Annotated in this window: 21 protein-coding genes; 10 read left to right on the forward strand and 11 right to left on the reverse strand. The window is 40.8% G+C overall.

From position 1 onward, the window contains the following. Nucleotides 1-13 precede the first annotated feature (13 nt). The 3 genes from NQT69_RS08765 (at nt 14) to hemL (ending at nt 2,870) form a co-directional block, all read left to right on the forward strand. Nucleotides 14-448: a CopD family protein gene (locus tag NQT69_RS08765; protein WP_256827277.1), complete on the forward strand. Its 435-nt coding sequence runs from the start codon at nt 14-16 to the stop codon at nt 446-448. Between the two features lie 82 nt (nt 449-530). Further along, nucleotides 531-1,547 carry an aspartate carbamoyltransferase gene (locus NQT69_RS08770; protein ID WP_256827278.1) on the forward strand — a complete coding sequence of 339 codons (1,017 nt, stop codon included), beginning with the start codon at nt 531-533 and terminating at the stop codon, nt 1,545-1,547. Nucleotides 1,548-1,589: 42 nt separating this feature from the next. Beyond that, on the forward strand, nt 1,590-2,870 hold the full coding sequence (hemL, locus tag NQT69_RS08775; protein WP_256827279.1) for a glutamate-1-semialdehyde 2,1-aminomutase: 1,281 nt from the start codon (nt 1,590-1,592) through the stop codon (nt 2,868-2,870). Nucleotides 2,871-2,968: 98 nt separating this feature from the next. On the opposite strand, the gene mrcB is transcribed toward hemL, so the two are convergent. The 5 genes from mrcB to NQT69_RS08800 all read right to left on the reverse strand — a co-directional run bounded on the left by mrcB (nt 2,969) and on the right by NQT69_RS08800 (nt 8,734). Then, nucleotides 2,969-5,317 carry a penicillin-binding protein 1B gene (gene mrcB, locus NQT69_RS08780; protein ID WP_256827280.1) on the reverse strand — a complete coding sequence of 783 codons (2,349 nt, stop codon included), beginning with the start codon at nt 5,315-5,317 and terminating at the stop codon, nt 2,969-2,971. A 102-nt stretch (nt 5,318-5,419) separates the two neighbouring features. Next, entirely contained in the window at nt 5,420-5,581 is a 162-nt protein-coding gene (locus NQT69_RS08785) for a YqaE/Pmp3 family membrane protein (RefSeq protein ID WP_256827281.1), read from the reverse strand. A 165-nt stretch (nt 5,582-5,746) separates the two neighbouring features. Beyond that, nucleotides 5,747-6,976 (reverse strand): ammonium transporter, encoded by a 1,230-nt coding sequence (locus NQT69_RS08790; protein WP_256827282.1) that lies wholly within the window; start codon nt 6,974-6,976, stop codon nt 5,747-5,749. Between the two features lie 11 nt (nt 6,977-6,987). Then, a complete protein-coding gene (locus tag NQT69_RS08795) occupies nt 6,988-7,326 on the reverse strand; it encodes a P-II family nitrogen regulator (RefSeq protein WP_256827283.1) in 339 nt (112 codons plus the stop codon). A 175-nt stretch (nt 7,327-7,501) separates the two neighbouring features. Then, nucleotides 7,502-8,734 (reverse strand): GGDEF domain-containing response regulator, encoded by a 1,233-nt coding sequence (locus tag NQT69_RS08800; RefSeq protein ID WP_256827284.1) that lies wholly within the window; start codon nt 8,732-8,734, stop codon nt 7,502-7,504. 302 nt (nt 8,735-9,036) lie between these two features. Between NQT69_RS08800 and NQT69_RS08805 the strand changes: the two genes are divergently transcribed. The 5 genes from NQT69_RS08805 (at nt 9,037) to serA (ending at nt 14,036) form a co-directional block, all read left to right on the forward strand. Next, nucleotides 9,037-10,557 (forward strand): S10 family peptidase, encoded by a 1,521-nt coding sequence (locus tag NQT69_RS08805; protein WP_256827285.1) that lies wholly within the window; start codon nt 9,037-9,039, stop codon nt 10,555-10,557. Nucleotides 10,558-10,913: 356 nt separating this feature from the next. Then, on the forward strand, nt 10,914-11,471 hold the full coding sequence (locus tag NQT69_RS08810) for a hypothetical protein (RefSeq protein WP_256827286.1): 558 nt from the start codon (nt 10,914-10,916) through the stop codon (nt 11,469-11,471). Nucleotides 11,472-11,492: 21 nt separating this feature from the next. Continuing rightward, nucleotides 11,493-12,089: a 5-formyltetrahydrofolate cyclo-ligase gene (locus tag NQT69_RS08815; protein ID WP_256827287.1), complete on the forward strand. Its 597-nt coding sequence runs from the start codon at nt 11,493-11,495 to the stop codon at nt 12,087-12,089. A gap of 52 nt (nt 12,090-12,141) precedes the next feature. Then, complete coding sequence (gene rpiA / locus NQT69_RS08820) at nt 12,142-12,795, forward strand: ribose-5-phosphate isomerase RpiA (RefSeq protein ID WP_256827288.1); 654 nt, start codon at nt 12,142-12,144, stop codon at nt 12,793-12,795. A gap of 11 nt (nt 12,796-12,806) precedes the next feature. Beyond that, on the forward strand, nt 12,807-14,036 hold the full coding sequence (gene serA / locus NQT69_RS08825; protein WP_256827289.1) for a phosphoglycerate dehydrogenase: 1,230 nt from the start codon (nt 12,807-12,809) through the stop codon (nt 14,034-14,036). Between the two features lie 643 nt (nt 14,037-14,679). Here serA and NQT69_RS08830 read toward each other — a convergent pair. Together NQT69_RS08830 and radA are read right to left on the reverse strand one after the other, a co-directional pair. Next, nucleotides 14,680-15,612, reverse strand: coding sequence for a hypothetical protein (locus NQT69_RS08830; protein WP_256827290.1), 933 nt, complete (start codon nt 15,610-15,612; stop codon nt 14,680-14,682). Nucleotides 15,613-15,764: 152 nt separating this feature from the next. Then, nucleotides 15,765-17,150 carry a DNA repair protein RadA gene (radA, locus tag NQT69_RS08835; RefSeq protein ID WP_256827291.1) on the reverse strand — a complete coding sequence of 462 codons (1,386 nt, stop codon included), beginning with the start codon at nt 17,148-17,150 and terminating at the stop codon, nt 15,765-15,767. A gap of 359 nt (nt 17,151-17,509) precedes the next feature. On the opposite strand from radA, the gene NQT69_RS08840 reads away from it, so the two are divergent. Next, nucleotides 17,510-19,996, forward strand: coding sequence for a PilZ domain-containing protein (locus NQT69_RS08840; protein ID WP_256827292.1), 2,487 nt, complete (start codon nt 17,510-17,512; stop codon nt 19,994-19,996). A 110-nt stretch (nt 19,997-20,106) separates the two neighbouring features. On the opposite strand, the gene serB is transcribed toward NQT69_RS08840, so the two are convergent. Continuing rightward, nucleotides 20,107-21,114 (reverse strand): phosphoserine phosphatase SerB, encoded by a 1,008-nt coding sequence (serB, locus tag NQT69_RS08845; RefSeq protein WP_256827293.1) that lies wholly within the window; start codon nt 21,112-21,114, stop codon nt 20,107-20,109. A gap of 132 nt (nt 21,115-21,246) precedes the next feature. Between serB and NQT69_RS08850 the strand changes: the two genes are divergently transcribed. Then, nucleotides 21,247-21,867 carry an AhpA/YtjB family protein gene (locus tag NQT69_RS08850; RefSeq protein ID WP_256827294.1) on the forward strand — a complete coding sequence of 207 codons (621 nt, stop codon included), beginning with the start codon at nt 21,247-21,249 and terminating at the stop codon, nt 21,865-21,867. Here the strand turns inward: NQT69_RS08850 and NQT69_RS08855 are convergent. From NQT69_RS08855 to argS, 3 genes are all read right to left on the reverse strand, one after another. After that, nucleotides 21,834-22,607 (reverse strand): TatD family hydrolase, encoded by a 774-nt coding sequence (locus NQT69_RS08855; RefSeq protein ID WP_256827295.1) that lies wholly within the window; start codon nt 22,605-22,607, stop codon nt 21,834-21,836. The genes NQT69_RS08850 and NQT69_RS08855 overlap by 34 nt on opposite strands. A gap of 5 nt (nt 22,608-22,612) precedes the next feature. Further along, on the reverse strand, nt 22,613-23,251 hold the full coding sequence (gene pdxH, locus NQT69_RS08860; protein ID WP_256827296.1) for a pyridoxamine 5'-phosphate oxidase: 639 nt from the start codon (nt 23,249-23,251) through the stop codon (nt 22,613-22,615). 480 nt (nt 23,252-23,731) lie between these two features. Next, the gene (gene argS, locus NQT69_RS08865; protein ID WP_256827297.1) at nt 23,732-25,474 is read right to left on the reverse strand and encodes an arginine--tRNA ligase; all 1,743 of its coding nucleotides are present in this window, start codon (nt 25,472-25,474) and stop codon (nt 23,732-23,734) included. Nucleotides 25,475-25,494 lie beyond the last annotated feature (20 nt).

The raw sequence follows: 25,494 nt of genomic DNA on the forward strand, positions 1-25,494 counted from the left end.
TAAAGAGAAGATTATGAGTGCCTTACTTGTCTATAAAGCCCTGCATGTATTTTTTATGATAGCCTGGTTTGCTGGCATTTTTTATTTACCTCGGCTGTTTGTCTATCATGCCATGAACGAAGAGAAATCATGCAGCTCAATGCTAAAAATAATGGAACGCCGGTTACTCCTGTTTGTTACTCCGTTTGCTCTATTAACAGCGGTTTTTGGCATTTTGATGATTGTGGAATACGGGCGAGAATGGTTTAAGTACAGCATGTGGCTACACTATAAACTGGTTTTAGTGATTATTTTGTACCTTTATCATGCATATTGCTTTAAGTTATTAGCTGATTTTAAACATGACCGTAATAAGCGCAGTGATCGCTTTTATCGTATTTTCAATGAACTCCCTGTATTAGTGCTACTTGCTATCGTGTTTTTAGCCATAACTAAACCAAGCTTGTAAAATTTGCTATAATACCGCGCGATTGCGTGCCCATGATGAATGGTTGATCGCGCCCCTTTTCAATGTAATAGGAATAACCCCAATGTTAAGTTTCGAAGGTGAAAATATTCTTTCTGTTAATCAGCTCAACCGAGACTGTATTGAACGTATTTTTTCAGTAGCCAAAAAAATGGAACCTTACGCTAAAAAGCAAAAGCGAACCAATGTGTTAGAAGGCGCAATCTTAGCAAACCTATTCTTTGAACCAAGTACCCGTACCCGAGTTAGTTTTGGTACAGCCTTTAATTTATTAGGCGGGTTAGTACGTGAAACAACCGGTATGCAAAGCTCGGCTTTAGCAAAGGGTGAGTCGCTTTACGATACTGCTCGTGTAATTTCAGCTTATGCTGATGCTGTAGCAATGCGTCACCCTGATGCAGGCTCAGTGGCAGAATTTGCGACCGGTTGCTCAGTGCCTGTTATTAACGGCGGTGACGGCCCGAACGAACACCCAACTCAAGCACTACTTGATTTATTAACTATCGAACGTGAGCTTAACCGCTTTAAACAAGGCATTGATGGCATGCACATCGCCTTAGTGGGTGATTTAAAATACGGCCGTACTGTTCATTCACTGTCTAAATTACTGTGCCATTATAAAGATGTGAAATTTTCAATGGTCGCTCCTGATGGTTTACAAATGCCGAGCTATATTTTAGACGCAGTTGATAATGCCGGTCATAAAATCGAAATTGTCGATAAAATGGAAGGCAACTTAGCTGCCGACATTGTCTACCAGACTCGTATTCAAGAAGAACGCTTCCCGTCACAAGAAGAAGCCAATAAATACCGCGGAGGTTTCCGCATCAGTCAGTCAATTTATAACGCTCACTGTAAACCTAACTCAGTGCTCATGCACCCGTTACCACGTGATAGCCGCTTAGAAGCGAATGAGTTAGATAATGACCTTAATAGTAATGACAACCTAGCCATTTTTCGTCAGGTACAAAATGGCGTGTTAATTCGTATGGCGTTATTTGCATTAACGTTAGATGTTGCAGACAAAGTAGAGAACTATGAAGTTGAGGTACCGTGGTTTAGCCGTAAACGCAACGACTAAGCAACGACTTCAGTATAACCATGAAACTCAATAGGAATATTCATGACAATTAGCCAAGATTTATTTGCCCGCGCCCAAGCTTCAATTCCAGGTGGCGTAAATTCACCCGTTCGCGCTTTTAACGGCGTGGGTGGCACACCACTTTTTATCACTAAAGCACAAGGTCCATTTACCTTTGATGCTGATGGCAATCGCTATATTGACTACGTTGGTTCATGGGGGCCGATGATCATGGGTCATAACCACCCAGCCATTAAGCAAGCAGTACTTGAGGCTGTTGAAAATGGTTTAAGCTATGGTGCCCCTACCGAAACTGAAATTTTCATGGCTGAAAAAGTAAAACAGCTTGTGCCATCAATTGAAAAAGTACGCATGGTTAGCTCAGGCACAGAAGCCACCATGAGCGCCATTCGCTTAGCGCGTGGTTATACTGGCCGTGACAAAATCCTTAAATTCGAAGGTTGCTACCATGGCCACGCCGACTCTTTATTAGTTAAAGCGGGATCTGGCGCACTGACTATGGGCGTACCTAATTCCCCTGGTATCCCTGAAGATTTCGCAAAACATACATTAACAGTTTCGTTTAATAACCTAGACGAAGTGAAAGCTATTTTTGCAAAATACGCCGATGAAATCGCGTGTATTATTGTTGAGCCAGTCGCAGGCAACATGAACTGTATTCCTCCGGTTGCAGGCTTTTTAGAAGGCTTACGAGCAATCTGTGATGAATACAAATCAGTGCTTATTTTTGATGAAGTAATGACTGGTTTTCGTGTAGCTCTTGGTTGCGCACAAGCGTATTACAACATCAAGCCAGACTTAACCTGTTTAGGCAAAGTGATTGGCGGTGGCATGCCAGTCGGCGCGTTTGGTGGTAAAAATGAAATCATGGATTACATTGCACCTGTAGGCCCTGTATATCAAGCAGGCACGCTTTCTGGTAACCCTATTGCGATGGCCGCGGGCTTAAAAGCGCTTGAGCTACTTGAGGTTGATGGTCTTCATGATGCGCTTGAAGCAAAAAGTAAAGCACTTTGCAAAGGCTTTGAAGCGGCAGCGAAAAAAGCAGGTATACCGCTGACAACTAACTACGCCGGTGGTATGTATGGCTTTTTCTTCACTGAGCAAGAGAAAGTAACCACTTACCAACAAGCAACACAGTGTGACTTAGAACGTTTTAAAAAGTTCTTCCACTTAATGCTTGAAGAAGGTGTCTACTTAGCACCTTCGGCATTTGAAGCTGGCTTTGTTTGCTCCGAGCACTCAGAGCAAGAAATTGCCGATACCATTGCAGCCGCTGAACGAGCATTTGCTAAGCTTTAGTGCATTGTTTAACGCTCTGTCGAAAAAAGCCGTTAGGGCTTTTTTTGTTTAATGAATAAATTTAAGACTTAACAGTAAAAGTTAAGTCTTAAATTATTTTAGCGCTGACAACTTGGCCTAGGTTCAAACTCTGTTGCGCGCAGTGGCAATTGGATTACCTTGCCACACCCAGGTGGTGCTTGCATCCCTGTTTGCTCATTAACAAATGCCCAACGAATTGTGGGCGGACGAGTATCAGCTATTGATTCAGGGTTTAAAGGTTTTAAGTAACGTATATAAGCCTCTAACGCACCAACACTGCCTGTTAGTCCCATGCTTTTATTATCATCGCGGCCAAGCCAAGCTACGGTTACTGTACTTTGATCAAACCCAGCGAACCAACTATCACGTAGGTCATTACTAGTGCCTGTTTTGCCTGCTAACTGAATAGATGGGAAATGCGCATTTAAACGCTTCGCTGTACCATCTTTAGTCACTCGCTTCATGGCATATTTAGTCATATAAGCGGCGGCTTTATCAAATCGAGGTTCTGATTTAACTTGATGTTGATAAAGCACTTTACCCACTGAATCAGTAAGCGCTGAAATTGATGTTAGTTCCCTATATTCACCATCGGCTGCCAATGTTGTATAAAGTTGCGCTACCTCAAGACTCGACATTTCAACAGCGCCTAATAACAGTGATGGATATTGCTCAATACGTCCCTTGGCACCGAGCTTTGTTAATGTCGATGCCACTTTATCCACACCAATATCTAATCCTAAATTGACCGCTGGAATATTAATACTGTTACTAAACGCTTTATACAGCGGCATCATGCCACGATATTGGTGATCAAAGTTTTCTGGTTGCCATACTTTCCCCTGCTCGTTAGTTACTTGAACGGGTGAATCATCTAATAAAGTCGCTAAATTATAATTTGCTGACTCCAGCGCCGTTAAATATACCGCAGGCTTTACTAATGAACCGATATTGCGCTTGGTATCAAGTACGCGGTTAAAGCCTAAGAACCTAGGATCTCGCCCTGCAACTAAGGCTGTCACGCCGCCTTTATCAACATTAACAGACACCATGGCTGCTTCTAGCTGCTCCGTTGTCGCACGCCTTTCAAGGTAGGGTAGACTTTTCGTGATGGCGTCTTCCATCGCCGCTTGTTTTTGTAAATCAAAATAGGTAAAAACTCTCACACCGGCATCCAACACATCTTGATCTGGAAGCAGACGTTTCAATTCACGGTCCACTAGCTCTAAGTAACCTGGATAAGATTTAGGCAAGCTATCTTTCATTGGCGCCACATCAATTGGGCGTTTTAGTGCGGCACGGTATTCACGCGTGTCAATGAGCTTATTATCAACCATAAGCCGTAAAACTAAATCGCGACGCTCCATCGTTCGCTCGCTGTATCTACGCGGGTTATAATATGATGGCCCTTTTACCATGGCCACTAGTAACGCGATTTGATCAAACTCAAGTTCATCAACTGGTTTTGAGAAATAAAACTCAGAGGCTAAGCCCATGCCATGCACACCTTGGTTATAGGATTGACCAAGGTAAACTTCATTTAAGTAGGCTTCTAAAATTTGATCTTTAGAGTAACGGTAATCCAAAATCAATGCGATAAGTGCTTCATTAAACTTACGAATTAAGGTTCGGTCACGGGTTAAATATATATTTTTAGCAAGCTGCTGGGTCAAGGTACTGCCACCTTGAACAGTACGGCCTGCTTTAATATTGCTGTATAAAGCGCGCATGATAGACCAAACAGACACCCCATGATGTTCGTAAAACTTTTGATCTTCGACCACCAGCAAAGTGTCTTTTAACATTTGTGGAAATTTATCCAGCGGTACAAACTCACGATCTTGTTTTGAATCATTACCAATGCGAGCAATTTGTACTGGCTCTAGCCGCGCGCTGTTTAAGCGCCGACCAAACTTATCTTTAATCGTTGCCAGCTTTTGCCCTGCAAAGCGTAGCTCAATAACTTGGGCGCTTTCTAAACCATCAAAAAACTCAAACTCACGGCGGAAAACCTTAATACTATCGCCAGCTTTAATATACTGGCCGGTACGAGAAAGCTTATTTACTGAGGAGTAATTTAACCGCTCGAGCTCCCACAATACTTCTTGGCTTGATAAAAACTGTCCGGGATAAAAACTCATTGCCCGTGCGTAAACTTGAGCCGGTAACTGCCACTTATTACCTTCAAATTGGCGGGTGATTTTGGCATCAAGGTAAATTAAATAAAGCCCCATAGCAACAACAGCTGCCAAGCTTAATTTTAAAAAAATTGAAAAAAGCTTTCGACCAAAACTACGCTTTTTAGCACTTTGAGGGCTTTTTTTTCTAGCTGTTTTTTTTGCAGTTGTAGCCGTTTTAGTTGCGGCTTTTTTAGCCGGGCGCTTTGTCGTGGTTTTAGATGAGCGAGGTTCTTTTTTATCAGCCATTGACGTTGTTATTACTATCCAGAGGTTAATTTACAGGTGCGAGCTTAGGATACACTAACACCTGTAAAGTTAACAGTAACTGAAACGCCACCAATTATGTGACTAGCGTGTGCATAACCAAAGTGCGTGGATCACTGCAGGAATAAAAAAGATAAAACACAACACAATATTGATAATTAAATCTTTACCTACTCCCGCTTTTAAAAACACAGCTACTGGCGGTAAAAATAACGATAATATAATCAGAACAAGCTTGTTATCCATGATGGGCCTTTTAATGGTAATTAATGTCTACTAAAGAATAGTCATTAAATAACGCTTTTCCAGCTGAACATTCTGAATTTAATAAATAAATTAAATATAAAAAAAGCCCTAATCTACATTAGGGCTTTGCTTTGAACACACAATGAATTTTACACTATTAGCTTATTAGTTGCTGCGTACAGAAACAAACTCAGGGTAAGCATCAACACCACAATCGTGCTGGTCCATACCGTTTAGTTCTTCTTCTTCTGTTACACGAATACCAATAGTCTTTTGTAGAATTACCCATACAATTAATGATGCGATAAATACAAAACCAAGGATACATACTAAGCCGATAATTTGATTAACAAAACTTGCATCAGCATTTGATACTGGTACTAAGATAATACCTAACATGCCACATACGCCATGCACTGAGATTGCGCCAACTGGGTCATCAATTTTCATTTTATCTAGCGCTACAATGCTAAATACAACCAGCGAACCACCTAGAATACCCAGTAAACACGCCATTAACGGAGACGGAGATAGTGGATCAGCAGTGATAACAACTAAACCAGCCAGCGCGCCATTTAATACCATAGTTAAATCTGCTTTACCCCATAACACTTTACATACAAACAGTGCAGCTATTGCACCCGTTGCAGCGGCAGCGTTAGTATTCAGTAAGATTTGGCCTACAGCCGTTGCATTTTCAGCATCAGAAATTAATAACTGTGAACCACCGTTAAAACCAAACCAACCCATCCATAGGATAAATGTACCTAGAGTTGCAAGTGGTAAGTTAGAACCTGGAATTGGGTAGATTTCACCATTTTTACCGTATTTACCTTTACGAGCACCTAGCATTAATACACCAGCAAGTGCTGCAGCTGCGCCCGTTCCATGTACAATGGCAGAGCCCGCAAAATCAACAAAGCCCATTTCAGATAAGAAACCGCCACCCCATGTCCAATAACCTTCAATTGGGTAGATAAAGCCAGTTAGTACAACAGCAAAAGCAAGGAATGCCCATAGTTTCATTCGTTCAGCAACAGCACCTGATACAATCGACATAGCCGTTGCAACAAACACTACTTGGAAGAAAAAGTCAGACTCTAACGAGTGATCGGCATCAGCAGCTTGCGTACCAATCAAAGCACCGAGTGATGGCACTAAACCGCCTTCGGCATTGTCTACATACATAATGTTGTAGCCAACGAGTAAAAACATCGTACATGCGATTGCATATAGCGCAACGTTTTTAGTCAAAATTTCAGTGGTATTTTTTGAGCGAACTAAACCCGCTTCAAGCATGGCAAAACCCGCTGCCATCCACATTACTAAAATACCTGAGATTAAAAAATAAAATGTATCTAACGAAAACTTCAGTTCTACAATTGTGTTTTCCATAATGTGGCCCCTTAAATTGCTTCTTCATCTAATTCGCCCGTACGAATACGAACAATTTGATCTAAGTCGTAAACGAATATCTTACCGTCACCAATTTTGCCTGTTGAAGCAATCTTAGTGATGGTCTCAACGACACGCTCACAATTCTCAGTACGAGTAGCAATTTCGATTTTTATCTTTGGAATAAAATCGACTTGGTATTCTGCACCACGGTATAGTTCCGTATGTCCACGCTGACGGCCAAAACCTTTGACGTCAACAACTGTCATCCCCTCAATGCCTAAATCAGCCAGTGCTTCACGCACATCATCTAGTTTGAATGGCTTTATTATTGCACTAATCATTTTCATAGTGGCCCCCTTCGGACGCTTATTGTTATCCTGTTTCCTTAGATAATCCAACCTTTGTGCCACTATTTAAAAATATTTATAAACAACAACTTAAAACTAAAAGTTAAAATTAAGAAATAAAAAACGCACCATTTAGGTGCGTTTTTTTTACATTCTTACTGCGCTGGTGCAATTATTAGTTTTGTTTAATCACACAATCTCTATTTTGTTCTTTTGCTTGATAAAGCGCTTTATCAGCAATGCGCATAGCGTTGGTAAGGGTCACATTTTGGAAGTTAGTCAGACCAACACTGACCGTTATTGTGAATGACTGCCCATTAATGACAAAGTCGTAATCGGAGATACGGGCTCTAAAGGCATCCATCAATGAGTAAGCTTGCTCGATATTTACATCAGTTAAAACAATGGCGAATTCTTCGCCCCCGACACGGGAAACTGTAAAGTCTTTAAATGAACTGCGCAGTAAAGAGGCAACTTGTTTAAGTGCCTGATCACCCGCTTCATGGCCGAATTTGTCGTTGATCATTTTAAAGAAATCAATATCTAATAATGCTAAGCAATTTTTGCGAGCAGTTTCTTTTAACAGTTTTTCTGCAAACTGATAAAAATAGCGACGATTATACAAACCGGTTAAATCATCCCTGTAAGCACTTTCTTTGATATCCGCTATCAAGGATAGCTGCTCCATGGTTTGCAAAACACGACAGTGAAACTCTTCGTTCATAAACGGCTTGGTTAAAAAATCGTTTGCCCCATATTTTATAAATCGTGCTGATAAACCATGCTTGCCCGCTCCTGATAAGCCAATGATCGCTAAATCATCGCGCCCCCTAAAGTTACGCACGGCCTTAACAAGCTCAAAGCCATCCATCGTCGGCATGGCATAATCTGTCATTAATAATTTTATTTCAGGGTCGGCTTTGAGCATTTTTAATGCTTGCTCACCATCGTAGGCGTCTTGCACGTCGAATAGCTGCTTTTCAAGCATTTGTTTCATCAACGAGCGGCTCAACATAGAGTCATCAGCAATCAGTGCTTTACACCCTTGGTTACGAAGTAATTGCGCAACCAACTTAACGGCATAATGATAAGAGTCTCGGTTATCTTTAATAACATAATCAACCACCCCAAGCTCTAGCATTTGCTGACGTTTATATTCATCAATTTTAGAGGTTAAAACCACGGTGGGTACATTTTGTTCTAAGGTATATTTTACGACTTCCCCATTGGGTGCATCGGGTAGTGTTAAATCTACTAATGCCAAGCTGTATTCATGCTTAGCAACGAACTCTTTCGCCTGAGCTAATGACCATGCAAAATCAACAGCGACATTTAAATAATGAGCTGATAAATGGCGCAGAACTTGTTGAACAACTTTACTATCTTCGACGAATAAAACTCTTTGCATAACCTTCTCAATAACTTAGATGGAGTTGCTTGCCTAAGACCATCCATGTACTAGCGCAAAACTAAAATCAGCTAACGTAATAACAAAATGCGGGTAAATTAACGTAACCCACCAAATATACTTTATTGTTAGCCTAATCAAAATCTATTAACGTTAATTTAATCAAAAAGAATAACTTATTTTATTTTGACTAAGATTAACTTATGCCTCTTACCGACTAATATTGGGCTCTAGTCTCAATAACTTTGTTATTTGTCTAAAAATTATCTTTAATGGCTAAAAGATTATAAAAAGGATCCCTCATGAAACTTGTAAGTATCATTAGTATTTCACTCGCAGCGCTAACTGTAACGGTGCCGCATGCGAGCTTTGCCGCTGAAAATCAGCGCCGTATAGATGTTGATAGCACAGTTGTCACTGAGCATAAAGCACGCATTAACGGCGAACGTTTTTCATATACAGCCACTACGGGCACCCAACCTGTATGGGATGATAAAGGCGATGCCGTAGCAACATTACAGTACACCTATTATGAACGTGACAAGGTTGATGACAGAACTAAACGCCCTTTACTTATTTCTTTTAACGGCGGGCCCGGCTCGGCATCTGTTTGGATGCACTTAGCATATACTGGCCCACGGGTATTAAAAATTGATGACGAAGGCTACCCGATTCAGCCTTATGGCGTAAAAGATAACCCATATTCAGTACTTGATGTAGCAGACATTGTTTATGTAAACCCAGTAAATACCGGTTATTCACGCGTTTTAGAAAACGAAAAGGGTGAATTACCAAGTAAAGACGCACAGCAAAAAATGTTTTTTGGTGTAAATGCCGATATTAAATATTTAGCCGAGTGGTTAAATACCTTTGTAAACCGCACTGAGCGCTGGCGCTCACCTAAGTTTTTAATTGGTGAAAGTTACGGCACGACCCGTGTTTCAGGCCTTGCCCATGAACTACAAAATCGCCAATGGATGTATATTAACGGTGTTGTTTTGGTATCTCCTACAGATATAGGCATTAAACGTGATGGCCCAGTAAAAGCTGCAAACCGCTTACCTTATTTTGCTGCTACGGCTTGGTATCACAAAGCTCTAAGCCCTGCTCTACAAGCAAAAGATTTAGACGAGCTACTTCCTGAAGTTGAAGACTTTACTATAAATAAGCTGATCCCAGCAATTGCTAAAGGCGGCTTTATTGGCGATGAAGAAAAACGCGCTATCATAAAGCAAATGGCACTTTACGCTGGCGTGTCTGAAAAGTTTGTTGCGCAAAATAACTTAGACATTCCAACTAATTTTTTCTGGAAAGAGTTATTACGTGAGCGCGGCCAAACATTAGGCCGTTTAGACTCTCGTTATTTAGGTATGGACAAACGTGATGCCGGTGAATCACCAGATTATTGGGCAGAGCTTACCTCATGGCTACACTCATTTACCCCAGCAATTAACCATTACTTACGTAATGAATTAAATTATAAAACCGATGTGAAATATAATTTATTTGGCAACGTGCACCCTTGGGATCGCAGTAAAAACAAAACGGGTGAAAACTTACGTTTAGCCATGGCACAAAACCCATACTTAAACGTACTCGTACAAGCAGGCTATTATGACGGTGCAACTAATTACTTTGATGCTAAATATACAATGTGGCAATTAGACCCAAGCGGTAAAATGCGCGACCGTTTAAGCTTTAAAGGCTATAGAAGTGGTCATATGATGTATCTTCGTCACGCAGACTTAGAAAGCTCAAACAATGATTTACGTGAGTTTATTGAGAACTCATTACCAAAAGAAGGTGAAGCAGCGAAGTATTAATTGCTGATATTTAGACTATATTTACTCAGCCCGTTTACACGGGCTGTTCTTTTTATACCCAAACTACCTCAATATGCAGAATTCAGCGTTTCACAGGGGCTTAATATCAAGGCGTTACTTTGCAAGAATGGCAATCCCTTTTAAAAAGTAACAACACCGAGAGTAAGCTCCTGTGAAACGCCCAAGGGGTTGGTTTAAAAGCGATTTATACTGCGTTATTGATTTAAACAATAGAACCACTATTACTTGCAATCAATGCCTTGCCTAAAGCGCTTTTAATTCCAACTGAAACTCGTATCTTGAGGTGGTTTGGGTATATACTCAATTCATTGATTTAACATTTTTGGAAAACAAAGATGTCAGAAAACTATCGCGTAATGTTCGCAGGACTAGCACAAGATACCCAAGCAGACGATGCCCAAACAAAGCTTGCAGCAAAGATAAAAGCACCTCATAGCAAAGTGACTGCATTTTTTCAAAACAAGCCATTATTTGCTCCATGTGCAAAAGACAAAGCCCTAAAACAAGCAAAATTATTGGCAAGTGTTGGTATAAAAACAAAATTACAACCAGTCAAAATTGACCAACCCGCTAGCCTAGCTGATACAGCTTCACAACAGCGTGATGAACATATTTTTAATGCCCTTGATTACATCACCAGTAGCTTAATTCGAATTGAAGAAAAGCTAGACGACCTAGAGCAACGATTACCAGCAAGCACTGAGCAAGTTTCAGCAACCGATGAAGACGCGTGGCAAAACGATGATTTACTGCTTGATGAAGAGCTAGATACAAGCATAAAAAAACGCAGCAATACGTTACTTTATTCTCTCATTGCCATGGTTGTAATATTACTTGTCGTACTGGGGTTATCATTCGCTTTTCCTGATTTATTCTCTTTTTTAGACGCATAACAACAAAATTAACGATTCACAATGAACAATAAAAGAGCACAAATACGCCAAGAAATTCGAAGACGACGTAATTCTTTGTCAAAAATTGAGCAAAAAGAAGCAGCAAAACTGCTAAAAATGAATTTTACTCAACACCTAAAACAAGAAAAAAGCACTAAAACCCATCATATAGGGGTTTATTTTAGCAATGACGCAGAACTCGATACCTCATTGTTAATAAAAGAACTATGGTCAAAAAATCACACTCTATACCTGCCTGTAATTCACCCATTTAACGGCACTACTTTATACTTTCAACGCTATGAAGAAAATTCACCCATGAGACCAAATCGCTATGGTATCTTGGAGCCCAAGTTAAATTGTAGTCAGATATGCCCATTACAGGAGTTAGATTACTTATTAATGCCATTAGTGGCATTTGATAGTTTAGGTAATCGATTAGGTATGGGAGGTGGTTTTTATGATAAAACCTTGGCGCGCTATCACAACGAAAACTGGCAAAAACCTCAACTTATAGGCCTTGCACATCAATGCCAACACGTTGAAAGTTTACCTGTTGAATCGTGGGATGTGCCATTAAATTTCATCATCACACCACAGAAAATCTACCATTGGTAAGCAATAAATTTGTATACTAAAGGTAAGTAACTCCACCTATTGAGCAAATACCATGACACAAGATGAACTTAAAAAAGCAGCAGCTTGGGCTGCCCTAGAATTTGTAGAAGAAAATACCATTGTTGGCGTTGGCACGGGCTCTACCGTTAACCACTTTATTGATGCTTTAGGTTCAATAAAAGACACCATAACAGGTGCGGTTTCAAGCTCCGATGCATCAACCGAAAAGCTTAAAGCACTGGGTATTGAAGTATTTGAGTTAAATGACGTAGCCAATTTAGACGTCTACGTAGATGGCGCTGATGAAATTAACGCCAATAATGAAATGATTAAAGGCGGCGGCGCAGCACTCACACGTGAGAAAATAGTTGCAGCGGTTGCAAAACAGTTTGTGTGCATTGTTGATGACACAAAACTTGTTGATACCTTGGGTGATTTTCCACTTCCCGTTGAAGTTATCCCAATGGCACGTAGCTATGTAGCGCGTGAATTATTAAAACTTGGCGGCGACCCAGTTTACCGTCAAGGGGTTGTTACTGATAATGGCAACGTCATTTTAGACGTTCATAATTTAGCTATTACTGACGCCAAACAATTAGAGCAGACAATTAACCAAATTGTCGGTGTAGTCACCAACGGCTTATTTGCCGAGCGTGGCGCAGATAAAGTCATCATAGGCACCAAAAATGGGCCGCAAATAAAATAGGAATGAGGATTATGAGTAAGGTATCGTTAGCAAAAGACAAAATTAAAATTCTCTTGCTTGAAGGTGTGCACCAAAGTGCGGTTGAAACACTAAAGCGTAATGGATACAGCAACATTGATTACGTTAAAACGTCGTTACCTGAGGACGAACTACTAGAGCGCATTAAAGACGTGCACTTTGTAGGCCTTCGTTCTCGTACTCATATTACTGAAGCAGTACTTGAAGCCGCTGAAAAGCTAGTGGCAATTGGTTGCTTTTGTATCGGTACCAACCAAGTTAATTTAGAGGCAGCACGCCAACGCGGTATTGCAGTGTTTAACGCACCGTTTTCTAATACTCGTTCAGTGGCAGAGCTGGTACTTGGCGAGATTTTACTGTTATTTCGTGGTATCCCTGAGCGTAATGCTATCGCTCATCGCGGTGGCTGGTTAAAAACAGCCAACGGTTCATTTGAAGCTCGTGGTAAAACCCTAGGTATTATCGGTTACGGTCACATTGGTACGCAACTTAGTATCATGGCTGAAAACATCGGTATGAACGTTGAGTTTTACGATATTGAAGACAAGCTAACCTTAGGTAATGCAACACAAGTACACAATTTAACTCAGCTGTTGCAACGCGCCGATGTAATTAGTTTACATGTACCTGAAACACCGCAAACTAAAAACCTAATCGGTAGTGCTGAAATCTCAGTAATGAAACAAGGCGCTATTTTGATCAACGCCTCTCGCGGCACGGTGGTTGATATAGACGCCCTTGCTGAAGCGCTTCGCGATAAAAAACTCAGCGGCGCAGCAATTGATGTGTTCCCAGTGGAGCCAAAATCAAACGATGACGAATTTATATCACCACTGCGTGAGTTCGATAATGTGATTTTAACACCACACATCGGCGGCTCAACGCAAGAAGCACAAGAGAACATTGGTATAGAAGTCGCGGGTAAACTGGCTAAATATTCAGACAATGGCTCAACTATTACGGCGGTTAACTTCCCTGAAGTATCATTACCAGAACTTGCTAATCGCAGCCGTTTATTACACGTACACCACAACCGTCCTGGCGTACTAACTCAAATTAACCAAGCATTTGCCCAACACGGTATTAATATCGCCGCACAGTACTTGCAAACAGACGAAGCGATTGGTTATGTGGTCATCGACGTAGACACCGATCAGTCAGAAGTGGCATTGAAAGAACTCAGTGCAGTAGAAGGCACTATCAGAGCGCGTATTTTGCACTAACAGCGGTCAGCGGTCAGCGGTCAGCGGTCAGCGGTCAGCGGTCAGCGGTCAGCGGTCAGCGGTCAGCGGTCAGCGGTCAGCGGTCAGCGGTCAGCGGTCAGCGGTCAGAAATAATAAAAGCCGTGCTTGTTAAGTCAAGCACGGCTTTTATTTTGAGTGAGATAAATGCTTTTTTGCAAAGCGCTGTTTAGACTCTGTTCAATTAAAACCTTTAATCGCTACGTCCCTAAAAACCATACTACAATGAGAGCGCAATAAGAAAATACTGCGTATTGTGTTTGTCGTATGTTGATGTTTTGGCGGGTGTTTGATTGGCTTATTTTAGGGGGAGCAGCCTAATTCTTAATGTATCGTGTTTTACGCATGCTAATTAGTCTCCAAGTTATCCTCATTTACTTCTCATTCTTTTCTCTTTGTGCAAAAAATTTTAGTGAATTATTCACAAAGAGATTAAGAGGCGCTGCGCTTTAGAGTAATACAGATTTTAGACCCAAAAGTATTTCGTGCCTGTTTTTCCCCTAGCGCCTAAATCCTAGTCCCTCAAACAAAAAAAGCGCGAGATTAACTCGCGCTTTCAAATAACTCAAAACTGTATTTTGTCTTAAACTTACCGCTTAAGACTTACGACTTATAGCTCTTCGAGCTATTCCCCTTTCGCTTTAAGGTTTATAAACTCAGCAAGCTCATTGGGTTTACCCATCAGGGTGATAATCTGTTGATTAATTTCGTCCATGGTTTGCCCCTCTGGTAGGCTTGCCGATACTGTTAATGAGCCTAAACCTTGAGTGAAGTTTTTAATTGCTGCTGCCAACTCGTCGCTCACTGGGGCTTGCTGTAATTGTACATCAACCATTTGCTGCATCTGATCAAGGGTCATACCTTGCTTCTCAAGTACTTGTTCAACAAGTGCTTTAAACTCACCTTGGTTGTTTAAGTTTATTTTAATTGTACGTGGCTCAAGTTCAGCAAGTGCTTGCATCATCAAGGTTTGTTGCTGTAACTGCTGCTCTAATGTTAACTGTTGAGAACCGCTTGCTTGCTGTAATTGACTAACCGCTAATGACGCTTCCATTAACGCTGTTGATTTGGCTAGACCTAAATCAAAATTAAAGGCAACAATGTCATTGGCATCAATGTTTAAAGCAATATCACTGTCGCCTGAATCAGCATCGTAATTCATTAAGGTGTGTAAGTCATAACGTGCACTTGCTAACTGATTATTAGCGTCAGCAGGTAATTGAGCTATAAAATCATCACTGAATTTAAACCCATTAACAGCGACTTCAGTTCGCGGGGCTATTTTTTCTGCGTCATAACCGGCCACTAAAATACTGTTAATGCGGGCGATTTCTTTATTATCAAAACCTGTAATATTGACACTAGAAAGCTCAACGCTTTTTGAAAATACACTAGCCGATAAATCGTCATAACTTACTGTTGAGCCTGTTTGCTGGCTCAGCATCGCAAGTTGGCGATCCACTTCCACTTTGACTTCTTGGGTTAAGGCGTGATTGGCGTAACTAACACCACCGATAGCAACAATCACAACGCCTGCAATAATAGCCAGTTTTTTCATTTTATTTCCTTATTCTATTCTTTATCGCCGTTGTTATGTGTAACGTCTTTAACGGCTTCATACTAAAAATTTACCTAAGCCTATCACTCAACAATCCCTTTAGTAAGGGCTTGCGTTGATTCGGGGCACCAATGTGCCCTATTTATTAGCGGCTAATTAATTAAACTTAACAGCTCATGTACCGTTTTAACCGGAGTGATTTTAGCGCCTAAACCTTCCATGGATTTATGGTAATTACGAAACGGAATAAATATCTCTGTAAAGCCGTGCTGTGCAGCTTCTTTCACCCGCGGTACACCACTGTCGATTGGACGTACATCGCCGTTTAAACTCAATTCTCCCATGATACAGGTAGTGCGTGGCACGACAAATTCATTGAGACTACTGAGCAATGCGGTGACTAATGCTAAATCAATACAGGTTTCGGTTTCATCGATCCTGAGGCCTCCAACAATATTAAAAAAAGTATCGTGGAAAATTTTAGTTTTAGTGTGCTTTCGTAAAATACCAGTCAACATTTTAATACGATTCATATTTAAGCCAACGCAGACTCGCTGTGGAAATTCAGCTTCGGTTTCGGTGGTTAGGCATTGAATTTCAAGTAATAAATTTCGATTCCCTTTACGAATACAGGTGATAGCGGAACCGGGGGACTCAGTGCTTGATCCCGATAAAAATATTTCACTGGGGTTATCAACACTGAGCATCCCTCGTTCACACATTCTAAATATGCCCACAGTGTCTATATCACCGAAACGGTTTTTATTAGCTCTCAATGTGCGTACTTGACCATCATTAGTATCAATATGTAGCAGTGCATCGACTATGTGCACTAGAGTTTGCGGCCCTGCAATTTCATTATTTTTGTTTACATGGGCAATGATGAACATAGTAACGTCATTTTGCTTACAATATTGGGTCAGTGCTTGTGCCGCACTTTTAACTTGTGACGGGGATCCAGGGCTACCATTGGCTGTATCAGTTACAACAGCTTGAATCGAATCAATGACAGCAAACTTTATTTTATTGCTTTCAAGCTCTTCAATAATGGCTTCAACACTGGTTTCAGATAATAAATACAGTTCATCTGCGTTGTAGTCGAGCTTTAAACGATTCACGCGGTTTTTAAACTGCGATAAAGACTCTTCAGCTGTACAATAAAGCGAAGGCATACGCTTAGACATTCTTGCCACTAAATCTGAAAGTAATGTGGTTTTACCAGCTCCAGGGTCGCCGGAAATAATATTGACCGAACCTGTGGTTACACCACCGCTTAAAACCCGGTCTAACTCACCAATTTCGGTAAGTTGTTTTTCAGCTTCAGTGGTAGCAACATCATTAATTTTTTTTGAACCACCGCTCATAGCACCGGCATAACCGGCAACACTTGCTCGGGCTGCACTTTTTTTGTTTTGCCCAGCTGAAGGCTTAAATTCGGCCAATGTATTCCATGCGCCGCAGCGGCATTGCCCTTGCCAACGTTGATAGTTCATACCACATTCGGTACAAACAAACTCTACTTTTGCCGCTTTCGCCATTTATAACCTTACCTATATTCTCATAATTTAATTTTTCACAGATTTACACTGTTATTCTGCCAGTTTACGCTTTTATAATGCAACACTGCCTTGCTAACTAACTAAAGCAGCGCCACAATCTAACTATCGCTATTAGATTTTGTTACAAGGCACACTTTTTGCTTTATTTTCACTTTAGATATGGTTTAAAGTAATGAGCCATTTATTTGGCAACTTATAATAATAAAAGCTAAAAGTAGCTATCGAGTAACGCCTCGTATACTTATTTATGCGTAATACGCACAGTGTATAAAATAATGTATTATCTAATACTGGTGTAAGTATACCTACTTTTAAAATAGACGGTGATGGTTTTATAGATGAGTGAAGACATACTTCTTAAATACGAAGATCTCGTGGAAGAGTTAAAATCGTATTTAGGTAACGCCAAATTTGATGGGATCTTTAAGGCAAAAACAGCAGGCTTAACTAAACCTGAGCAGTTTTTACTTAAGATGGAAATGTCGCGTCTGTCTCAACCCATCGCTCGGTTTATTGATTTACGAGGGCAAGTCACAGGCCAAGTAAAACCTTACGAGTATAATGGTAAACAGCATTTTATGGATGAGACGGCCATTGCTGTGTTTGAAGAAGCAATCCAACGCCATGGCGGTTATACCTTAGCGGTCTATGAAGCGGTCATGAATACCGATAATAACCACAGGGTTATGCAAAAAAAAGCGGCCCAGCTTGCAAACCAACCCGAGTTATCACAACAACAATCCCTTGATTGCCAAGTCATAAAATTTGCCTCTTACGAAAGTCGTCGCGAAGAGCGAATGAACTACTCGATTAAAATTACCGTCGAACTAAAAGAGGGCAGTAAAGTAGCCGCGACCACATCAGATATTTCTCTGAGTGGCGCAAAAATAAAGCTCGCACCACGCTATAAAGTCGCCCGCGGGCAGTTACTCGGTTTGAGGCTTGTCGGTCTTGAGCAAGACTTTGAGCTTGGTCTAAAAAATGGTATTCAATATGAAGTGGTTGCCGTTGAAAAAGTATCCGCTGAATTTAATCATGTTCGCTTAAAGCGTACTTTCGTCGAGAACAATGTCAAATTTGACGAATTTCTCGAAAGCTTTATTCATGGCAATAAACGCCGTTACAAGGTTAACTTAGACAATACATTAGATGCTGTTGTTTCAAAAGGTTATGAGCAGTATTACATTCCACGAGTCACTTCTCTGTATACCTTTTTTAGTTTACATGATGATAAGCTTTACCCAAGCCTAGTATTAACCACTGAAAATAATATTTTTATTCAACGGTATTTTTGTGACGAGCGAAAGTTATCTTGCTTATACACAATTTTAAACCAACAACGATTAACTGCGCTATTAAACAGTCCTTCCCAAGTAAAAGAAGAGTACCTATATACGTTTACTCACGTTGTTGCAGGCAAAGTGTATTATTATTCTGCAACCCGCAGCGAACTAGCTAAAGAGCCTGAATTAAGCAATTTATTTTTTGGCTTTGGTAGCCAAAAAGACAGCTGGCAGTGTTTTAAAGTACAGTTGATGCCAAGCCACCCGGAAGATTCATTTATTCCATTAAGTTTACCAAACACCGCTGGCAAAGGTATTGAAAAACTTAATAAACCGCCATCTCCTCGGGTGCAGGGAATGATTAAGGACGTAAAATATTTAGTTGTAATAACATCAGTAGGAACGAAAGCAGAACAAAATCATTACCAAAGTTTTAAATATGAAAAAAGTTTGATTAACCAACTTAGGAAGTTTGGCCATGGTAAGCACAAAATACCACCCAAACTTGAAATGGTTGATTTAGAGTACGTTAACCTTCGTGCCCATAAACGTTATTTATATAAAACAGATGTGGTTGTTAATGTAAGCCCTGAGCAAGTTATTAATGCGCATAGCCGTGACTTTTCTGTTATGGGTTTACAAATTGAATGCGATAAACCGACTGACTTAAAAACTGGTGACATTGTTGAATTAACTTTACCTGAGCTACAAAAAATCACCAAAAAACATAAGCTGTCCAAGCTAAAATATGAAGTAATGGCTGTGAGTAAATCACTTACGACTATTAACTTAAAAGCTTCACGGATTGCTGATACGCCACATATGGGGGTGCAGTTTTTTACTCAGTTAATTGAAAATAATAAAGATAAATTAAAAGTGTCAGAAGAAGCACCGAAAGTACCTGGACTGTCCACAGCACTACGAAATATGGTTACTAAAACCGTGTGTCAGTTACCTTTCTACCTTCATAAAGAAGCTGCTCACTTTGCCACAGGTGCCATTGGCCAAGGCTTATACCCGAATGCAATCCATCTTATTTTACAAAGCTTTGGACTTTTAAACGATAAAACGAGCTTAGAGGCATTTTTATCGACACAACAGATCACCGAAACGATTACTCCATTGATCAAAGACCGCAGTCGACAAGACCCGCCACTACCATTTACGTTGTTTATTCGCTTTAACCCTAAAAAAGCAACAATCGATGATGCGGTGACAACCCAATGCACTGCAGTTGATGATTTTTCTCCGCATTATTTATTTTTGAAAAAAGGCCTCAGAAATGAAATGGTGTTTGTAATGCGTTTATATATTTCGCGAACTGGACGCCCTGATACAGATTACCTATCTAATGAACTTAAATATGTCAGCCAATATGCAATGCACAAAGCCAAAGATTTAGAAGAAGCATTATGGTCGGTCGCGGGTGTAGGTGATATGGTAGATGTAACAGAAGAAACGCTTAGCCACCTTGATTTTAAACCAGAGCTGCTTGAACAAATGGCTGCGCGTAAAAAAACCTGGTTAAACAGGTTAAGTTAAGGCAATAATTACCTTAACTTAGTTATTATAGGTTTTCTATTAACTACTTAAACTGATCAACTCTGGTTAAGAGATGCACTAATGTACTGACATTATAAAATCAGTACAGGTTATTTAGGAAGCGTAAGCAGATAAAGTAATTGTAGCAGTGAGCCTTGACATATTGCCGCCTGTGCTTGTTCAACCACCTTAGGCTTACCGTGTACAGCGACACCTAAGCCAGCTTTAGCCATCATGGTTAAATCGTTTGCCCCATCCCCGATTGCAACAGTTTGCTGTAAAGGTAAATTTAATTTTTCCCTTAAACTCCCTAACACTTGCGCTTTTTGATTCGCATCAACAATCGTACCAAGCACTTTACCAGTCAGTTTCTGATCTTTGAATTCAAGGACATTAGCGTGCACTTCATCTAAATGAAGTAATTTCTGTACTTGCTCAGCAAATGGCACGAAGCCGCCAGATGCGATAGCTAAATACCAGTTATGCTGCTTAAGTACTTGGCATAATGGCTCAATACCAGGCATTAAAGGTAAAGTACTTTTCAATTGCTCGATTAAGCTTTGCTCTATTCCCTCAAGCTTAGCCACTCGTTGATGTAAGCTTTCACTAAAATCAAGTTTGCCTGCCATCGCTTGCGCTGTGACCGCAGCCACTTCATCATACACATCCGCTAAACGGGCAATCTCATCAATACACTCAATGGTTATGGCTGTTGAGTCCATATCCATAACCAGTAAACCAGGCTTATCTAAACTTGGCGGAGACTGTAATTGAACTAACTGAAAGCCTCTTGCATGTGCAAACTCATTTAAGCTTAATGGGTTGAGTGATTCGGTCGTGTCATCACTATAAAAACAAATTGCAGGGGTTAACTCAGGAGCAGGCTGATACCGGCTTAAGGCACTCACCAAAATGTTGTTAGTGTGTAAAAATTCACTCACGGCTGCTACTTGTTCACCGTCAAAGTCGATACCAAAAGCAATTGTAAAAGTCCCTTTTGGGGTTACGGGTAAGTTTGCTTTTTCAAGTTCAGCCTCACTATACTTATACCATGTGCCTAATAATAATTGCGACGATATTTGCGCTGTTGTCATTGCCGCAAGGCGTTCCATTGTCATGATGACTCCAAAATGAGACTAATGTCTCCCCACTAATTTTGCGCTAAATTCGCCATCAGTAGGGATTTAAGGTTATAGTTAGCTTAGTTGTAACATCAAAATCAAAAGCTGTCAGCAGCGTAAGCAATGACTATGAAAAATAACCATATTAAAAACCCAATTTCAGCATCTTTAAGGCAGCGACTCGTGCGTTTAAGTCTTGCTGCCGCCTGTTTTTTATTATTAACTTGGGTTGCAGTAAATAGTAGCTTTCAGAGTCACCAACTGCTTTACGACAATGCTGACAGCACAGCAAAAAGCTTAACCCGTTTAATGGCGCTTAATGCGCAAACACCATTACAAGAAAAAAACAAACCCGCGTTAAATAGGCTTTGTAATAATATTAGTAAAGATGAGTTTGTTCTTGCTGCCACGATTTATGATCAGCAAGGCGTTTTAATCGCCAGTAGCGATAATTGGCAACAACACCATTTACTTGGCAAACTTCCTCACTCAACACCGGGGATCAGTAAGTTAAAAACCCCTTTTGTAGAACCTGTGATTAATGCTAATGATCGCCCGATTGGCTTTGTTTCCATCACTTACTTAACTCGCTCAGCCATTTCACAAAGCCATAATCACTTTCATGATTTAGGCAGGCAAGTATTACTGATGTTAGTTATTACCTGTATTTTTACTTGGCAATTAGGCCGTGGTTTAAAACGCTGGCAGGTCAGTCGTTATATACAAAAAAGTGCCGAGCACGAATCGTAAAGCTGCTGTTTAAATAGCTGTTTATCACGCCCATTCAGCTGCTTTAATTGGCATAGCTGCTCAAAGACTAGGGGTAATTGTAGCGGTGTATTAATTTGCCCTTGAAAACCCGCTAGTGGCATGGATGGCGAGTCTGTCTCTAATAATAAATGCGCTGCATCTAGTTGAGCAATCACTTGACGAGTTTTTTGCGCACGTTGATAGGTTATCACCCCGCCCACACCTAACTTAAAGCCTTGCTTTATATAATACTGTGCTTGTTGTAACGAGCCTGAAAATGCATGTATAACTCCACCAAACTTAGGTTGGCAACGTTTAAACGACTGAGCAATTAAATCATGACTTTGCCGGTGATGCACAATTAAAGGCAGCTCAAGCTGGTTGGCAAGCTCAATATGATGTTCAAAAATCTCAATTTGTAAGGCAATATTAGCAATACTTCGATCTATTCCACATTCACCAATAGCAATAAGCTGCGAACGATATCGATGAGCTAGCTCAGACAACTGATTTAAATGTTCAGCAACATATTCACTCATAAAATAAGGATGTAAACCAACGCCGATATGAATTGCACGATACTGTTGCTGAAATGAAATAAGGGAGTGAGATTGTGCCAAGGTGATCCCCGGCACAATAAATTGATTGACCCCCTGCTGCTGACATTGCGCAATTAACGGCTCACGGCAAGCGTCAAATTCAGCAAAATCTAAATGGCAGTGGGAATCTATAAATGCCATCGTAGTTAAGGGTTGAGCCGCGTAACTTGCCAGCTATTATCTGCTTGGCGTTGATACATAAAACGGTCATGCAGACGATGTGCTCCCCCTTGCCAAAACTCAACTTTAGAAGGTACAACACAATACCCGCCCCAAAAATCAGGTAACGGGATCTCGCCATTAGCAAACTTGTTTTTCATGTTTGTAAAGGTTTCCATCAATACCTTACGTGACGACACAGGACGGCTTTGCGCTGATGCCCAAGCTGCTAACTGGCTTTCTTTTGGTCGAGATAGAAAGTACTTAGCTACCGCTGATGTTGGTAATGGCTGCGCCTCACCATACACGATTACTTGACGTTCCATATGATGCCACGGGAAATGCAGCGATATTTTATTATTAGCTTTGAGTTCCTGTGCTTTGCGCGAGCCAGTATTAGTAAAAAATACAAAACCGTTTTCATCAAGGTGTTTTAATAGCACAATACGTTGTGAAGGCTGCCCAGTTTCATCAACAGTCGCCACCACCATCGCCGTAGGATCAGGCATTTGTGTTGCCACAGCATTTTCAAGCCACGTCTCAAACTGTTTAAACGGATCATTAAGTAAATTATCTTCACTTAAACCAGCTTGCAGGTATTCACGACGAATATCTTCGAGTTTCATAAAATTCTCTCTAAAAAGCTATCAGCTATCAGCTATCAGCTATCAGCTATCAGCTATCAGCTATCAGCTATCAGCTATCAGCTATCAGCTATCAGCTACAAAGTTCATGAGTAAAAACTCAGTGTCAAGCGCCTAGCACCTAAAATTATCTGCAAGTGAAGGAGTGCTGACAAGGCCAAGTGCTTTTTTATGCCAAGGAGCATACGTATTTTGTATGTGACTTAGCATTTTGGGTTTCGTTGCACTCAACCCAACCTACAACAGAGCCCACCTAAGTAGTTTAGCCTAAGACAAGGCGGAAAACCGACTTATCCCTATGAGCATACGTTGTTGTATGTGATTAGGGTAAGTAACTCAGTGCTAAACTCCGCACCTGCAAGTGTAGGAGTGCTTTTTTATGCCAAGGAGCATACGTATTTTGTATGTGACTTAGGCTAAAAAAGCACGACAACGCAGTCAAAGCGAATTACACGCAGCAGGTTACATTTGCTCCATGACTTCGATGCCTAACAGGTCTAACCCTGTACGCAATGTATCAGCCACTAAATTACACAGCACTAAACGGCTATCACGAACACTTGGCTCTACACCTTCTTTTAGCACTGGGCAAGCTTCATAGAAGGTCATGTATAAACTCGCTAGTTCATATAAGTAACTACATAATACGTGTGGAGTTGCTTCGTTGATCATTTGATCAAGCACTTCTTCTAATTGTAGCAATTTAAGTGCAAGCGCTTTTTCTTGTGGTTCAACGATTGCGACAGCGGCACTTAAGCTTGCTGCATCAACGCCTGATTTACGGAAAATACTGCGTACACGAGTGTAGGCATACTGTAAGTAAGGAGCGGTTGCGCCTTCAAAACTGAGCATGGTATCCCAGTTGAAAATGTAATCACTGGTGCGGTTTTTTGATAAATCAGCGTATTTAACTGCGCCAATCCCTACTTTACGAGCAATTTCGTTGCGCTCTTGCTCACTTAAATCAGAGGTGCGTTCTGCTAATTTTGCACTGGCACGAGCAATCGACTCTTCAAGTAAATCGGCAAGTTTTACCGTACCACCAGTACGGGTTTTAAATGGTTTACCATCTTCACCCATCATGGTGCCAAATGGGCAAAACTCGTAGCTGGTTTCATCACGAAGAAGACCAGCTTTACGAGCTGTTAATTCTACTTGGTTAAAGTGCAGGCTTTGACGCGCATCAACAAAAATTAGGATACGCTCAGCGCCTAATTTATTTGAGCGGTAGTCACATGCAGCTAAGTCAGTTGTTGCATACAAGAAACCGCCACCTGACTTTTGTACAATGAACGCTGATGGCTCACCATCTTTATTTGCCAGCTCATCTAAAAATACAACTTGTGCACCTTGTGACTCAACAGCAATTTCTTTATTTTTCAACAGGGCAATAATATCGTTTAGCTCTGCGTTATAGGCACTTTCAGCCATGATGTCATCAGCTGTTAGGGTGACATTTAAGCGCTTGTAAACTTCTTCAGAATGGTTAACTGAAGTTGCAATAAACAGCTTCCAAAGTTTTTCGCAGTGTGCATCACCACCTTGTAATTTAACAACATAATCACGTGCTTTATCAGCAAACCCGTCTTCATCATCAAAACGTTTTTTTGCATCGCGATAAAAGGTTTCTAAATCAGCCAGTGCCACTGTGTCTAAGTCAACACCTTGATTAATTTGGTCTTCAAGGTGGGCAATCAACATACCAAATTGCGTGCCCCAATCACCCATATGGTTTTGGCGAATAACCTTGTCGCCACGAAACTCAAGCGCACGTACAACAGCATCGCCAATAATAGTTGAGCGTAAGTGGCCCACGTGCATTTCTTTGGCAAGATTAGGTGAAGAGTAATCAACTACCACCGTTTGTGGATTTGCATGTTCAGCAACCGCTAGTTTTGTATCTTGATTTGCCGATACAACACTTTGTGCAAGAAACTCAGGCTTTAAATGAATATTAATAAAGCCTGGGCCAGCTATTTCGGTTTTATCTGCAATGTCGCTTACATCTAGATTATCAATAATTTTTTGTGCAAGCTCACGAGGGTTGCTTTTCATTTTTTTCGCAGCACCCATTGCTCCATTAATTTGATAGTCACCAAATTGTGGGCGAGTGCTTTGGGTTACTGCTGGGTTAGTATCTGCCGGTAAGCCTGCCGCAGTCATCGCTGCGATCGCTTTATCAATTAATAACGTACGAATGTTCATGTAATTTGTTACCTTTATCA

The organism is Pseudoalteromonas shioyasakiensis (assembly GCF_024518675.1).
In the GTDB taxonomy this organism is placed as follows: Bacteria; Pseudomonadota; Gammaproteobacteria; order Enterobacterales; family Alteromonadaceae; genus Pseudoalteromonas; species Pseudoalteromonas shioyasakiensis_B.

Excerpts from the sequence above, each read along its gene's own strand:
- NQT69_RS08765 (WP_256827277.1), top strand. The coding sequence starts at position 14 with ATGAGTGCCTTACTTGTCTATAAAGCCCTGCATGTATTTTTTATGATA.
- NQT69_RS08770 (WP_256827278.1), top strand. The coding sequence starts at position 531 with ATGTTAAGTTTCGAAGGTGAAAATATTCTTTCTGTTAATCAGCTCAAC.
- hemL (WP_256827279.1), top strand. The coding sequence starts at position 1,590 with ATGACAATTAGCCAAGATTTATTTGCCCGCGCCCAAGCTTCAATTCCA.
- mrcB (WP_256827280.1), bottom strand. The coding sequence starts at position 5,317 with ATGGCTGATAAAAAAGAACCTCGCTCATCTAAAACCACGACAAAGCGC.
- NQT69_RS08785 (WP_256827281.1), bottom strand. The coding sequence starts at position 5,581 with ATGGATAACAAGCTTGTTCTGATTATATTATCGTTATTTTTACCGCCA.
- NQT69_RS08790 (WP_256827282.1), bottom strand. The coding sequence starts at position 6,976 with ATGGAAAACACAATTGTAGAACTGAAGTTTTCGTTAGATACATTTTAT.
- NQT69_RS08795 (WP_256827283.1), bottom strand. The coding sequence starts at position 7,326 with ATGAAAATGATTAGTGCAATAATAAAGCCATTCAAACTAGATGATGTG.
- NQT69_RS08800 (WP_256827284.1), bottom strand. The coding sequence starts at position 8,734 with ATGCAAAGAGTTTTATTCGTCGAAGATAGTAAAGTTGTTCAACAAGTT.
- NQT69_RS08805 (WP_256827285.1), top strand. The coding sequence starts at position 9,037 with ATGAAACTTGTAAGTATCATTAGTATTTCACTCGCAGCGCTAACTGTA.
- NQT69_RS08810 (WP_256827286.1), top strand. The coding sequence starts at position 10,914 with ATGTCAGAAAACTATCGCGTAATGTTCGCAGGACTAGCACAAGATACC.
- NQT69_RS08815 (WP_256827287.1), top strand. The coding sequence starts at position 11,493 with ATGAACAATAAAAGAGCACAAATACGCCAAGAAATTCGAAGACGACGT.
- rpiA (WP_256827288.1), top strand. The coding sequence starts at position 12,142 with ATGACACAAGATGAACTTAAAAAAGCAGCAGCTTGGGCTGCCCTAGAA.
- serA (WP_256827289.1), top strand. The coding sequence starts at position 12,807 with ATGAGTAAGGTATCGTTAGCAAAAGACAAAATTAAAATTCTCTTGCTT.
- NQT69_RS08830 (WP_256827290.1), bottom strand. The coding sequence starts at position 15,612 with ATGAAAAAACTGGCTATTATTGCAGGCGTTGTGATTGTTGCTATCGGT.
- radA (WP_256827291.1), bottom strand. The coding sequence starts at position 17,150 with ATGGCGAAAGCGGCAAAAGTAGAGTTTGTTTGTACCGAATGTGGTATG.
- NQT69_RS08840 (WP_256827292.1), top strand. The coding sequence starts at position 17,510 with ATGAGTGAAGACATACTTCTTAAATACGAAGATCTCGTGGAAGAGTTA.
- serB (WP_256827293.1), bottom strand. The coding sequence starts at position 21,114 with ATGACAATGGAACGCCTTGCGGCAATGACAACAGCGCAAATATCGTCG.
- NQT69_RS08850 (WP_256827294.1), top strand. The coding sequence starts at position 21,247 with ATGAAAAATAACCATATTAAAAACCCAATTTCAGCATCTTTAAGGCAG.
- NQT69_RS08855 (WP_256827295.1), bottom strand. The coding sequence starts at position 22,607 with ATGGCATTTATAGATTCCCACTGCCATTTAGATTTTGCTGAATTTGAC.
- pdxH (WP_256827296.1), bottom strand. The coding sequence starts at position 23,251 with ATGAAACTCGAAGATATTCGTCGTGAATACCTGCAAGCTGGTTTAAGT.
- argS (WP_256827297.1), bottom strand. The coding sequence starts at position 25,474 with ATGAACATTCGTACGTTATTAATTGATAAAGCGATCGCAGCGATGACT.